The sequence below is a fragment of the Nitratireductor sp. J20-h4 genome (assembly GCF_056780505.1).
Window position 1 is genome coordinate 2,577,313 of record NZ_CM165557.1, and the last position, 12,379, is coordinate 2,589,691.

The window sequence follows — 12,379 nt, forward strand, 5'->3', positions numbered from 1 at the left end:
ACGACGGCGGCGAGCCGCAGGGAGACGGCTGGCGGCGCGACCGCGGTTACGGGTCGGGCCAGAGCCGTTCTGCTTTCGCGGAATCGCAGGCCGGCTCTAATCTATTGTCTTGACGCGTTTCCGGACGGCGAACCGGCTTCCACTTCGCCTGGAAACGCTCCAGAGGCGCCCACGCGAGCCTTTTTCGTCCCCCGCGCGGCATGGGCGTCGATGCGCTCCCCCGTTCGCCTCGCCAGCCCGGTCTCACAGCCTTCCGGTCACCTTGGTGTCGGTCTGGTCGAACACCGCGTCCGGCACGAAGAAATCGGCCGCCAGCGCGCCTTTCGCGCCGGGGGCATAGGGCGAAAAATCGGTCACGCCCTCTTCGCGCAGCACCATCTCGTCGATGAAGAAATTACCGGTGCACTCGCGCGCCGGCCGGTTCAAGATCGCATAGGCCGCATCCGCCATGATTTCCGGCGTGCGGCTGATCGAGGCCACCGCCTCGCCGCCGAGCAGGTTGCGCACCGCCGCCGTGTCGATCGCCGTCAGCGGCCACAGCGAATTGACCGCGATGCCGTCCTTGGCGAATTCCGCGCTCATGCCGAGCGTGCACATCGACATGCCGTATTTCGCCATCGTGTAGGCGACGTGGTTCTTGAACCATTTCGCCTGCATGTCGAGCGGCGGCGACAGGGTCAGGATATGCGGGTTCGCGGCCTTCTTCAGATGCGGAATGCACAGTTTGGAGACCATATAGGTGCCGCGCATGTTGATCTGGTGCATCAGGTCGAACCGCTTCATGTCGGTCTCCAGCGTGCCGGTGAGCTGGATCGCGCTGGCATTGTTGATGCAGATGTCGATGCCGCCGCAGGCGCTCGCCGTCGCCTCGATGGCTTCGGCCACCTGCTCGTCGTTGCGGATGTCGCACAGGACCGGCAGCGCCTTGCCGCCGGCCGCCTCGATCTGCTGGGCCGCGGTATGAATGGTGCCGGGCAGCCTGGGATGCGGCTCGGCGGTCTTGGCCGCGATGGTCACATTGGCGCCGTCGCGCGCCGCCCTGAGCGCGATCGCCAGCCCGATGCCGCGTGACCCGCCCGAAACGAAAATGGTTTTGCCCTTGAGCGACATCGAGACCTCCTGATGATTGCGGCCGGACTGTAGCCGATGTTCGCGCACGGTAAAATCGCCCGCGCGGCCCCGCGCGCGGTTTACATTCGCGCTCCGGTCGCTAAGTTTGCAGATGTCCTTGAGGCTGGGCGCGCGGCGTCCGCCTCCCGTCCGGCCGCGCAACCGCAAGCACCGGTTCGCCGCCGCAAATCTCCTCAAGCAAGATCGAGACAAATCAATGGCCGAAGTCAAGAGCGGCGATGTCGTTCGCATTCACTATACCGGCAAGCTCACCGACGGCACGGAATTCGATTCCTCGGCCGGCCGCGAGCCGCTCGAATTCGAGGTCGGCTCGGGCCAGATCATTCCCGGCCTCGACAATCACGTCAACGGCATGAACGTCGGCGACAAGTCCAGCGTCACCATTCCGGCGGCGGAGGCCTACGGCCCGCGCGACCAGAACCAGATCCAGGCGCTGCCGCGCACCCAGATCCCCGACACGATCGAACTGGAGGTCGGCGTGCGGCTGCAGGCCAGCACGCCGGAGGGCCACCCGGTGGCGCTTACCGTGGTCGAGCTGACCGAGGACACCGTCACGGTCGACGCCAACCATCCGCTCGCCGGTCAGGACCTGGTCTTCGACATCGAGGTTGTGGAAATCGTCGGCGGCTGACGGCAGGCCGTCAGCCTTCCTCGACCGACAGATCGAAGCGGGCGACCACCGCCGGCTGGATCAGGCCGGCATGCAGGCAAAGCAGCACCAGGTCGGCGTCGTGGCCCGCGCCGGCCGCGATCGCGGCCTCGATGCGCCTTTCGACCCCGGCCGCCGGTTCGGCGCCGTTGGCGGCCGCAAACGCCTCTGCCCCGAGCGCGCAATAGGCCACCAGCGCGGCGGCCGGCGCATAGGCGTGCGCGGGCGGTTCGTCGGCGTCGAAATGGTCTTTTAGGAGATTGGCGATGGTCAGCTTCACGCCTTCGGGCACCAGCGCCGGATGCAGGTCGAGGGTGCGCAGCGCCCCGTCGAGCTGGCGCAGGTCGGCGGAGCGTCCGAACCGTCCCATGAAACCGATCGACGATCCGCGCCGCGCCATTCTTTCCTCCGCAAAGCCGGCACCCTGGTCCGGCTTTGCTTAGATGGAGGCGCACGCCCTCGAGGTCAACCGCACGCGGCGCCACGGCGACAACGCTCAGCCCGCGTCGGCCTCGCCCAGATATTGCGCGGCGAACTCAGCGCTCGGCGGGATCGGCTTGATGACATCGATCATCACCCCGTTCGGATCGACGGTGATGAAATGGCGCTGGCCGAACGGCTCGTCTCGCAGGCTGCGCAGGATTGTCAGCCCCGCCGCCCGCACCCGCTCGTAAACGGCGTCCGGATCGGCAACCTCGAAATTGAGCAGCAGGTTCGACGTCGTGCCCCGTCCCTGCGGCGGCACCGTCTCGTGGTCGCCCCGAACGATGCCGAGATTGACCCGCTTGTCCTCGCGCGACTGCAGATGCACGTACCAGTCGCTCTCGAACAGCGCCTGGAAGCGGAAATGCTCGACGTAAAAGGCCGCGGTTGCGGCCACGTCGTCGCTCATCAGCACGGGATAATAGGAGGTGGTTTTCATCGGGCTTTCCTTTTCGCAGCACCACACATACAGTCTGTATGTATCTTCGAATTAACATACAGGCTGCATGTATGCAACAAGAAACGAAACGACGCTCCAATCGCGAACGCTCGCGGACCATGCGCGCGCAGCTGATCGCGGCTGCGCGCCGGCTGTTCGTCGACAAGGGGTATGCGGAGACCGGCACGCCGGAGATCGTGGCGGCTGCCGGCGTCACGCGCGGCGCGCTTTATCACCACTTCGCCGACAAGCAGGCGCTGTTCCGGGCCGTTGTGGAGCTGGAATCCAGTCGGGTCGCGGCCGAGATCGAAACCGCGTCATCGGGCGACATGCCGGTGCGCGAGGCGCTGATTGCCGGCGGCCGGGCGTTTCTGGGCGCCATGCGCGAACCCGGACGCACCCGTCTCCTGCTGCTCGACGGCCCGGCCGTGCTCGGGCGCGCCGGGATGGACGCCATCGACGCCGAGATCGGCGCCATGCGCTCCCTGCGCGAGGGTCTGGCCGCGGCGATGGCCGCCCGCGTCCTGCGCCCCATGCAGCTCGACGCCGTCACGCTGCTGCTGTCGTCGGCCTATGACCGGGCCGCCCTGGCCGTGGAGGCCGGCGCCGAGCCCGGCGATTTCATGGCGGTGCTTACCGCCTTCGTCGACGGCATGGCCGCGCCCGATCGTCATCGCGGCCCGTGATCTGCGCCTATTTGCGCACCGCCCGCTCGCTGGCGGCCAGATCGGCGGTGGTCTTGGCCAGCCGGAAGGCGAGTTCGCGGATGATGCGCCCGGCCAGTTCCGGAAACTCCTTGATCAGTTCGAGAAAATAGTCCTTGCCGATCTTGAGCGCGATCAGCTTGCCGTTGGCCCGCACCGTGGCCGAGCGCGGCACGTCGCAAAACACCGACATCTCGCCGACCAGCGCATGGTCGCGCAACTGCGCCACCACCACCTGCGCGCCCTCGGTTTCGGAAATGATGTCGGCGACCCCGCTGACCAGGATGAAGGCGCTGTCGCCGGTATCCCCCTGCCGAAACAGCGTTTCGCCATCGTTCAACTCGACCCGATCGGCGGCATAGGCAACCAGTTTCAGCTTCGTCGGCTCGATCGAGGCGAACAACGGTATCCGCCGCAGGACCTCGACCTCGTCATTCAGCGTGCGCATCGTCTTCCGCCCCTTTTTCGTCTGCCGTGGCCTCGCCATCGTCGCCATCGCCCGCGCGCGTGGCGATCTCATCCGGCTCGTCTTCCACCAGCGTACCGTTGCGGTAGACCAGCACGCGGTCGAACAGGCCGGCGAGCTCGTCATCGAGCAGAACCGCCAGGATGCCCGGTTTCCAGCCTTCGTCACCCAGAAGCGGAAGTTCGAGAATCCGCCGCATGGTCGCCTGCCGACTGGCCACGTCCAGCGCACCGAGCACCTCGTTGAACACGATAATATCAGGTTTTTTGATCAGCGCCCGCGCCAGATGCAGCTTCTGACGCTGCGTTTCCGACAGCCGCCGCCCGCCATTGCCCATCTCGAAATCGAGCCCGACATCGAGCAGGCCGCCCGAAAGCCCGGTGCGCGCGATCAGCTCCTGGACCGCCGCCAGCACCTTTTCCCGGCCGTCGACCGCGCTGGAGCTCACACGCCCGAGCAGGATGTTGTCGAGCACGGTGGCGGTCGGGTTGTAGAGGTCCGGATCGTGGAAGAACACCGGCGCGGCCTCCATCTCCGCCACGGTCTCGCGCACATTGGCCCGCGCGGCCAGGATGTCGCTTTCGGTTTCAGCGTCGAGCACGCCGAAACGGCTGCGCGCCTCGCAATAATTGAAGGTGATGCGCAGCAATTCCTCCCGGTCGGACAGCGCCTTCCCCCCCGCCTTGGCGCGGCGTTGCGCCGGCTGTTGCTTGGCCTGGCGGCCCATGCGCAGCCTGGCCATCATCTCCTTCAGCCGCGCCACCTCCTCGTAGCTGACATCGGCCACCGTCTCGAAAATCTTGCTGTCGGGCGCCAGGTCGCCGAACAGTTCGATGCGCGCCTCGGCGATGCGCCGGCCCATCTCCAGGAAACGCTCGCGCAGCCCGTGCCGGTCGAGGATCGCCAAAAGCACCGGATTGGTGGCCAGCGCGTCCAGCTCCCAGCCCGGCGCGCGCGCGGTGCCGAACAGAAGATTTTCGCCGATCGCGGCCTGGGCGTTGTAGCGCTCCGGGTCGAACGGCTCGACGATGCCGGCGACACCGAACGCCGCCGCATTGTCGCGGAATTCGCGCCGTACCTCGACGATCTTGTCGCAAAAGGCGGAATTGTGTTCGGGATCGACGGTGCCGCGCAGGCCCAGATCCTGGATCTGCCGCGACAGGCCGGAAAGGTCGAGCACGGCCGCCACGTGCCGGTCGAAGGCCCGCTGGTCGGCAAGTCCCAGCGCCGCAAGGTCGATCCAGTCCAGCGTCTCGTCCGGCGGCGCATCGTGCAACAGCCCGCCGCTGCCCTTTGGCGGGGTCGGCGGCGTCGTCTTCTCGGCAAACCCGACAGGCTGGTTCTTCAAAACCATGGTCAGATTGTCGCGGATCGTGCCGGCGGGAAAAAACGTACCGGCATCGACATAAGCGACGCGCCGTCCGGTCAGGCTTTCGGGCAGATCGTCGAGCGGTTTGCCGTCGAGCATGATCGTGCCGGAGACCGGCGAGGTCAGCCGCGCCAGCGCGGCGCAGAAGGCGCCGGCCGCGATTCGCGCGGCGTCGCTGCCGCCGGTCGCGATCGCCACCCGCTCGCCCGGCGCGATGCCGGCATGGAGATTTTCCAGCACCACGCGGCCGGTCTCGTCCTCCAGCCTGGCGCGCTCGGCGCGGAACCCGTCCCGCAGGCGCGGCACGGCCTGCCCCGGCATTTGCTGGATCGCGGCCGGCAACAGCCCGTCATCGCGAAAACTGTCGATGGTCTGCTCATAGCGGGCCTCGTTGATCAGCCGGATCTGATCGTAATCGATCAGCCCTTTGATCGGCCCGGGAAGATCCTTGTAGGCGGCGATCACCGCCACGAGCTGACCGATGTCAAGCCGGCCGGTGATGACGAAATAGCCGCCGAGCACGTAGAACAGGAACGATAGGAACTGCATCAAGAGGTTGTTGATGTATTTGACCGCGAATTTGCGCTGATAGAGCTCGAAGCGGATATCGAGGATCGTGGTCAAAAGCCCGTAATGGCGCGCCCGCGTGTAGTTGGAAATGTCGTTGACATGGATGTCGGGCGCCATCTCCACCGTCTCGGCCACCTGGCCCGACAGCCGCCGCGCCTGCAGCTGTCTTTGCCGGCCGAGCTGGATCAGCCTGCGGCGCAGGCGCGGAATGATCCAGACCTGGAAGCCGACGATCGCGATCGTCAGCGCGCCGAAATAGAAATTCTGCAGAAACAGGAACAACAGACCGGTGATCGCCTGCCCGCCCAGAAACAGCGGCAGCGAAAACGCATCGCCGACGAATTCGCCCAGCGGCTCGACCTCGTCCTTGATCACCGAGGCCGCCTCCGCGCCCTTCAGGTTGCGAAACCGCACCACCCGGTAGCGCAGCACACGGTCGAGCAGCGTATAGCGCAACTGCCTGAGCAGCGTCTCGCCGAGCTTGCCCTTGTAGGTGTTGACGTAGAGTTTGAAGGCGCCGTTGGCCACGACCGCGGCCAGGAAAAGCAGACCCAGCGCGAAAAGCATCGTCAGCCGGTCGAGAAAAAACCCCTCGAAAAGCACGATCTCGCGGCCGAAGACCGTTTCGGCAAACGGCAGGGGCAGACGCAGGAACGGCTGCTCGGCGCCGGCAGCCGAAAACCCCTCGCCCTGGATCGGCCCGTTGACGATCTGCTTGGGCAGTTCCAGCGTCAGGAAATAAAGCGGCATCGAGGCGACGATGACGATCAGGAGCCAGACCTGCTTGAGCCGTGAATTCTGCCAGATGAATTTGAGCAGGTTGCGTTCCAAGACCGGCCCTATCCCCACTTGCCCGCGTGCTGGCGCCCCGTCCGCTTTTCAAGCTTCAGATGTACATGCTGGCCCGCGAAGTTCAACCGGCCCGGCATCCGCCGCTCAGCCGAAAAGCCGGTCGCCCTGCTCGTCGATCATCTGTTTGGCCTTGCGCAGCGACACCGCGACCGCGTCCTCCTCGGCCGCGAAACGGTCGGCGCGGATCAGCCTGTGCTCCTTCACAACGCCGTCGACCTCCTTCACGATCAGCGCGCAGGTCTGGAACTGGCCGCCCTCCTTGAAGGGCATCGCCTTGATCACGTAGCCGTTGTGCTCGATCTCGGCGGCCACCCTGGCCGTGGCCGGCTCTGCCTCCCCGCCGTCGCCGAGCCCGAAAAGCCGTTTGAAAAAGGACATCGTCGTCTCCGCTAGTGGGTGCCGCGCGGCGGGGCGCCGGAGCGCGGCAAGGTTCGATATCAGCCTGAGGCCACATGTAGCACGATTTCGCGCCGATGCGCCCGCGCGCGGTGCTCGAACAGATAAAGCCCCTGCCAGGCCCCGAGCAGCATGCGCCCGCCGGCCACCGGAATGCCGAGCGAGGTTTGGGTGAGCGCCGCCTTGACGTGGGCCGGCAAGTCGTCGGGCCCCTCGGCCGTGTGCGTGACCCAGCCCATGGCGGGATCGTCCGCGGGCGGCACCAGCCGGCGGAAAAACCCGCTGAGGTCGCGCCGCACGTCGGGGTCGGCGTTTTCCTGGATGACGAGCGAGCACGACGTATGCCGCACGAATACGGTCAAAAGCCCCTCGCCCATGCCGGTTTCCGCCACGAACGCGGCCGCCCGGTCGGTGAATTCGTAAAGGCCCGGACATGCGGTCTCTATGGTGATGAATGTCAGCGCCATGCGTTTTCGTGCGCGCAGGCGGCGGGCTCTGTCAAGAGCCGGGCCGGCCGGCTATGCTGGACCCGCGCCAAGCGACGGAAATCGCGACCGTCTTCAAGCGTTTCTTGACCGAAATCAAGCTGTTGCCGCAATCTGGCCGGTACAGTGCCCGAAATCCGCAAAAGGACGCGACCATGACCGACATCGACAAGCGCAAGAAACAACTCCTCGGCCGGCTGGCCGAACTCGACGACCGCCTCACCCGCATCGAGGACGAACTCGACGACGCGCCCAATCCCGATTGGGAAGACAGCGCCGTGGAGAGCGAGGGCGACGAGGTTCTCGAACAGCTCGGAACCAGCGGCCAGGACGAGCAGCGCGCCATCGAGGCCGCGCTCAAGCGCATCGAGGCCGGCACCTATGGCGAATGCGTCAAATGCGGCGCGGAGATTTCCGAGGAAAGGCTCGACGCCCTGCCGCACACACCGTTCTGCCGCGAATGCGCGCGGGCGATGTAGCGGAACCTTTGCAACTGCCAGCCCTTATCGCCGGCCGGGTTTGAAAACCCGGCTGCGCGGTTTTCCCCTTTTCCCAACAAAAAACCCGGCCTTGCGTGGCCGGGCTTTTTTCGACGCAGGGTCGGACGTCAGCTGTCGAGGAAGCTGCGCAGTTTGCGGCTTCGCGACGGATGCTTCAGTTTCCTGAGCGCCTTGGCCTCGATCTGGCGGATACGCTCGCGCGTCACCGAGAACTGCTGGCCAACCTCTTCCAGCGTGTGGTCGGTATTCATGCCGATGCCGAAGCGCATGCGCAGCACCCGCTCCTCGCGCGGCGTCAGCGAGGCCAGCACGCGCGTCGTCGTCTCGCGCAGATTGGCCTGGATCGCCGCGTCGATCGGCAGAACCGCGTTCTTGTCCTCGATGAAATCGCCAAGATGCGAATCCTCCTCGTCGCCGACCGGCGTTTCGAGCGAGATCGGCTCCTTGGCGATCTTCAGCACCTTGCGCACTTTTTCCAGCGGCATGGCCAGTTTTTCGGCCAGTTCCTCCGGCGTCGGCTCGCGTCCGATCTCGTGCAGCATCTGGCGCGAGGTGCGCACGATCTTGTTGATCGTCTCGATCATGTGGACCGGAATGCGGATGGTGCGCGCCTGGTCTGCGATCGAGCGGGTGATCGCCTGCCGGATCCACCAGGTGGCGTAGGTGGAGAACTTGTAGCCGCGCCGGTATTCGAACTTGTCGACCGCCTTCATCAGCCCGATATTGCCCTCCTGGATCAGGTCCAGGAATTGCAGGCCGCGATTGGTGTATTTCTTCGCGATCGAGATGACGAGCCGCAGATTGGCCTCCACCATCTCCTTCTTGGCGATCGCCGCCTCGCGCTCGCCTTTCTGCACCTGGTTAACGATGCGCCGGAACTCGGCGATCGAGATCGCGGTCTCCTGGGCGAGATTCTGGATCTCGGTGCGCAGCGCGCGAATGCCCTGGCCCTCGTTCTTGGTAAATTCCTTCCAGCCGCGGCTCGACAGGTTGGCGATCCGCTTCATCCAGTTGGGATCGAGTTCCGAACCCTGATATTCCTTGATGAACTCCTCGCGCCGCACGCCGTAGCTCTCGGCCAGGCGCAGGAGCCGGCCTTCGTTCTGCACCAGCCGCTTGTTGATGTCGTAAAGCTGCTCGACCAGCGCCTCGATGCGGTTCTGGTTGAGCGACAGCGATTTGACCGCCTTGATCAGCTCTTCCTTGAGCTTCTTGTAGGAGCGCTCCTGGCTCGGCGACAGCGAGCCGGATGCCGCCAGCCGGTTCTCGACCTGCTGGTCCTGCAGCTTCCTGAGCTTCCTGTAGGTGTCGGCGATGAAATCGAGCGTTTCCATCACCTGCGGACGCAGCTCGGCCTCCATCGCCGCCAGCGACAGATTGGCCTCGTCCTCCTCGTCGTCCTCTTCCTCGGGCTGGCCCTCGCCGCCGACATTGGTAATGTCGTCGTCGCGGCCCCGGCGCGCGCCCTTCGGGTCGTCCTTCTTGGCCGCCTCGTCCTCGTCCTTGCGCTCGATCGCCGGAGCCTGCTTGGCTTCGGGGCCGGCATAGGTGGTTTCAAGATCGATGATCTCGCGCAGCAGGATCTTGGCTTCGTTCAGCTCGTCGCGCCAGATGATGATCGCCTGGAAGGTCAGCGGGCTTTCGCACAGGCCCGCGATCATCGTCTCGCGGCCGGCCTCGATGCGCTTGGCGATCGCGATCTCGCCCTCGCGCGACAGAAGCTCCACCGAGCCCATCTCGCGCAGATACATGCGCACCGGATCGTCGGTGCGGTCGGTCGGCTCCTTCTTGGTCGTCGTGGGCGCGACCGCGGTGCCGGCCTGTTCGGTGAGTTCGGTCGATTCCTCCTCGCCGCCGGCATTGGCGCGTTCGCCCTCGCCGTCCTCGCTCGGCTCGTCGTCCTCGACGACATTGATGCCCATGTCGGACAGCATCGCCATCGTGTCTTCGATCTGCTCGGAGGTCACCTCCTCCGACGGCAGGACGGCGTTGAGCTCGTCCATCGTGACATAGCCGCGCTTCTTGGCGACCTTGATCATCTTCTTGACCGCGTCGTCGGAGAGATCGAGCAGCGGGCCGTCCGGACCGCCTTCGCGTTCGGTCTCGGCCTCTTCCTTTTCTTTTGTCGCCATGCTTGTGTCTCCAACTGCGCGGAAGGACGCCTGCTCCTTCCGCTCGAGGGATCGGAGGTGCGCCCGTCCGCTATCCCGTCAGCGAGTAACCGTCTCGCGTTAAAGCCCGCTTAACCCTGACGCGCCCCTGTCCGAATCGTCCGGCAGGGAGGGCGGGGCCATCGTTAACGAATTCAACCCGCCCTGATTCCGTCATTTCCCGGCGACGTCAAGCCGTGCGGCGCCACTTCGCGCGAAAAAAGCCCGCAAGCGTCAGCTTCGGGCCGTTTTGCCGGACAAGAGACCAAATCCTTCAATGAGCGCTTCCGTCGCATGGGCATTGCGCAACTGAGCCTGGATTTCGAGCAGTTGCCGGTAGTTCTCGTCGGTCGGGTCGGCGGCGAGCGCCGCCTCGGCCGCCTTGAGCTCCTTATGTAGGGTGCCCGCCGACAGGTGCAAGTGCAGCGCCTGCTCGAAGGCGTCGCGCGCGTCGTCGAGGGCCGCGTCGGCGAGTGCCGGCCATTGCCGCGCGCGCCGCACCAGCGTCTCCGCCCGCTTCCAGGCCTCGCCGAGACCGGCCTTGTCGAGCCACGCGACCACCGCGTCCCGTTCGGCCGCCACGCCGTGCGCCACGGCGTCCAGAAGGGCCGCGTGCAGGCGCTTCAAATCCGGATGGGACAGTTCCAGTCGCTCGGCGACGTCGAAATGACCGTCGAACAGCGCCGGATGATTGATCAGCGACACGACCAGCACCGTCTCGCGCAGCGACATGATCCCGGACGACTGGCGCACCACCGCCGAACGCGCCAGGCTTTGCGAGACGGCGAGACGGCCGGCCGCATGCGGCCCCCGGCCGCGCCCGGCCTGACCGGGCCCGCTCGATGCGTCGCCGCGGTGGCGGCCGCGCTCGCCGCTGCCGAAAAAGCCCTGCACCCGCTCGCGCATCTCCTGGCTGTAGTGCCGGCGCACGCTTTCGTCGCGAATGCGCCCGACAAGGTCGCGCAGGCGTTTTTCCAGTTCGGCGCGCCGTTCGGGCGTGTCGAACACGCCGCCCGCCGTTTCGCGCTGCCACAGCATGTCGGCAAGCGGACGCGCATCGGCGAGCACCGCCGAAAACGCCTCCTTACCGCCCTCCTTGACCAGATCGTCGGGGTCCTGGCCTTCGGGAAGCAAGGCAAAGCGCAGGCTGCGGCCGGGTCCGATTTCCGGCAATGCGAGGTCCGCCGCCCGCCAGGCGGCTTTCAGACCGGCCTGGTCGCCGTCAAAACACAGGATCGGTTCCGGCGACATCCGCCACAGCAGGGCGAGCTGGTTTTCCGTCAGCGCCGTGCCCAGCGGCGCCACCACATTGGCGAACCCGGCCTGGGCGAGCCCGATCACGTCCATATAGCCTTCGACCGCGATCACCGTGCCGTCGCGGCCCTGCCCCTTGCGGGCGCGGGCGAGATTGTAGAGCACGTTGCCCTTGTGGAAGAGCTCGGTGTCGTTGGAGTTGAGATATTTGGCCGAGATCGCCGGCGACATCGCCCGCCCGCCGAAGGCGATCACCCGTTCGCGGGCATCTTCGATCGGAAACATGATGCGGTCGCGGAACCGGTCGTAGGACACCGCGATGTCGTCGCCGTGCACGACCAGACCGCAGGCCTCGATCTGATCCTTGCCCACGCCCTTGGCCGCGAGATGGCTCTTCAGCGCGTTGCGGCTGTCCGGCGCGTAGCCGAGGCGGAACGTTTGCTGCGTGGCCGAGCTGACGCCGCGCTCGCGCAGATAGGCGCGCGCGGCCGCACCGGCGGCCGACTGAAGCTGCTCCTGGAAAAACGCCGCCGCCAGGTCCATCACCTCGCTCAGGCTGGCGCGTTTTTTCTCCCGGCGCTCGGCCTCGGGGTCGCGCGCCGGCATCGGCACGCCGGCCATGTCGGCGATCCGCTCAACCGCTTCGGGAAATGACAGGCCGTCGAGCTCGGTCAGAAACCGGAAATGGTCGCCCGACACCCCGCAGCCGAAGCAATGATAGCGTCCCTTGCGATCCTCGCAGTGAAAGCTCGGCGTGTTTTCGCCATGGAACGGACAGCACGCCCAGTAATCGCCGCGCGACGCATTGGTCTTTTTGCGATCCCAGGTCACGCGCTGGCCGATGACGGCCGAGATCGAAACCCGGTCGCGTATCTCGTCGAGGAAGGAGGGTGAAAAGCGCATAAAACCTGTCTCCGCCCCCCATATAGGC

At 65.9% G+C, this 12,379-nt stretch carries 12 protein-coding genes; 3 read left to right on the plus strand and 9 right to left on the minus strand.

From position 1 onward, the window contains the following. Window positions 1-243: 243 nt before the first annotated feature. Window positions 244-1,110: an SDR family oxidoreductase gene (locus tag ACT2B0_RS12535; RefSeq protein ID WP_106573567.1), complete on the minus strand. Its 867-nt coding sequence runs from the start codon at window positions 1,108-1,110 to the stop codon at window positions 244-246. A 217-nt stretch (window positions 1,111-1,327) separates the two neighbouring features. On the opposite strand from ACT2B0_RS12535, the gene ACT2B0_RS12540 reads away from it, so the two are divergent. Then, window positions 1,328-1,762 carry an FKBP-type peptidyl-prolyl cis-trans isomerase gene (locus ACT2B0_RS12540; protein ID WP_106573545.1) on the plus strand — a complete coding sequence of 145 codons (435 nt, stop codon included), beginning with the start codon at window positions 1,328-1,330 and terminating at the stop codon, window positions 1,760-1,762. Window positions 1,763-1,772: 10 nt separating this feature from the next. Here the strand turns inward: ACT2B0_RS12540 and ACT2B0_RS12545 are convergent, their stop codons facing one another. After that, window positions 1,773-2,180, minus strand: coding sequence for a hypothetical protein (locus ACT2B0_RS12545; RefSeq protein ID WP_106573546.1), 408 nt, complete (start codon window positions 2,178-2,180; stop codon window positions 1,773-1,775). 96 nt (window positions 2,181-2,276) lie between these two features. Next, window positions 2,277-2,702 carry a VOC family protein gene (locus ACT2B0_RS12550; RefSeq protein ID WP_473465327.1) on the minus strand — a complete coding sequence of 142 codons (426 nt, stop codon included), beginning with the start codon at window positions 2,700-2,702 and terminating at the stop codon, window positions 2,277-2,279. A gap of 71 nt (window positions 2,703-2,773) precedes the next feature. On the opposite strand from ACT2B0_RS12550, the gene ACT2B0_RS12555 reads away from it, so the two are divergent. Then, window positions 2,774-3,388: a TetR/AcrR family transcriptional regulator gene (locus tag ACT2B0_RS12555; RefSeq protein WP_473465330.1), complete on the plus strand. Its 615-nt coding sequence runs from the start codon at window positions 2,774-2,776 to the stop codon at window positions 3,386-3,388. A gap of 7 nt (window positions 3,389-3,395) precedes the next feature. On the opposite strand, the gene ACT2B0_RS12560 is transcribed toward ACT2B0_RS12555, so the two are convergent. The 4 genes from ACT2B0_RS12560 to ACT2B0_RS12575 form a co-directional block, all read right to left on the minus strand. Beyond that, window positions 3,396-3,854: a cyclic nucleotide-binding domain-containing protein gene (locus ACT2B0_RS12560; protein ID WP_473465332.1), complete on the minus strand. Its 459-nt coding sequence runs from the start codon at window positions 3,852-3,854 to the stop codon at window positions 3,396-3,398. Then, window positions 3,838-6,642 (minus strand): ABC transporter transmembrane domain-containing protein, encoded by a 2,805-nt coding sequence (locus ACT2B0_RS12565; protein WP_473465335.1) that lies wholly within the window; start codon window positions 6,640-6,642, stop codon window positions 3,838-3,840. Before ACT2B0_RS12565 ends, ACT2B0_RS12560 begins: the two co-directional genes overlap by 17 nt. Before the next feature lie 105 nt (window positions 6,643-6,747). Next, window positions 6,748-7,041: an HlyU family transcriptional regulator gene (locus ACT2B0_RS12570; RefSeq protein WP_473465337.1), complete on the minus strand. Its 294-nt coding sequence runs from the start codon at window positions 7,039-7,041 to the stop codon at window positions 6,748-6,750. Window positions 7,042-7,100: 59 nt separating this feature from the next. Further along, window positions 7,101-7,526 (minus strand): secondary thiamine-phosphate synthase enzyme YjbQ, encoded by a 426-nt coding sequence (locus ACT2B0_RS12575; protein ID WP_473465340.1) that lies wholly within the window; start codon window positions 7,524-7,526, stop codon window positions 7,101-7,103. A 173-nt stretch (window positions 7,527-7,699) separates the two neighbouring features. Between ACT2B0_RS12575 and ACT2B0_RS12580 the strand changes: the two genes are divergently transcribed. Next, on the plus strand, window positions 7,700-8,023 hold the full coding sequence (locus ACT2B0_RS12580; RefSeq protein WP_333670251.1) for a TraR/DksA family transcriptional regulator: 324 nt from the start codon (window positions 7,700-7,702) through the stop codon (window positions 8,021-8,023). A gap of 128 nt (window positions 8,024-8,151) precedes the next feature. Here ACT2B0_RS12580 and rpoD read toward each other — a convergent pair whose 3' ends face one another. Continuing rightward, complete coding sequence (rpoD, locus tag ACT2B0_RS12585) at window positions 8,152-10,176, minus strand: RNA polymerase sigma factor RpoD (RefSeq protein WP_473465343.1); 2,025 nt, start codon at window positions 10,174-10,176, stop codon at window positions 8,152-8,154. 252 nt (window positions 10,177-10,428) lie between these two features. Continuing rightward, on the minus strand, window positions 10,429-12,351 hold the full coding sequence (gene dnaG, locus ACT2B0_RS12590) for a DNA primase (protein ID WP_473465346.1): 1,923 nt from the start codon (window positions 12,349-12,351) through the stop codon (window positions 10,429-10,431). Window positions 12,352-12,379: the final 28 nt, after the last annotated feature.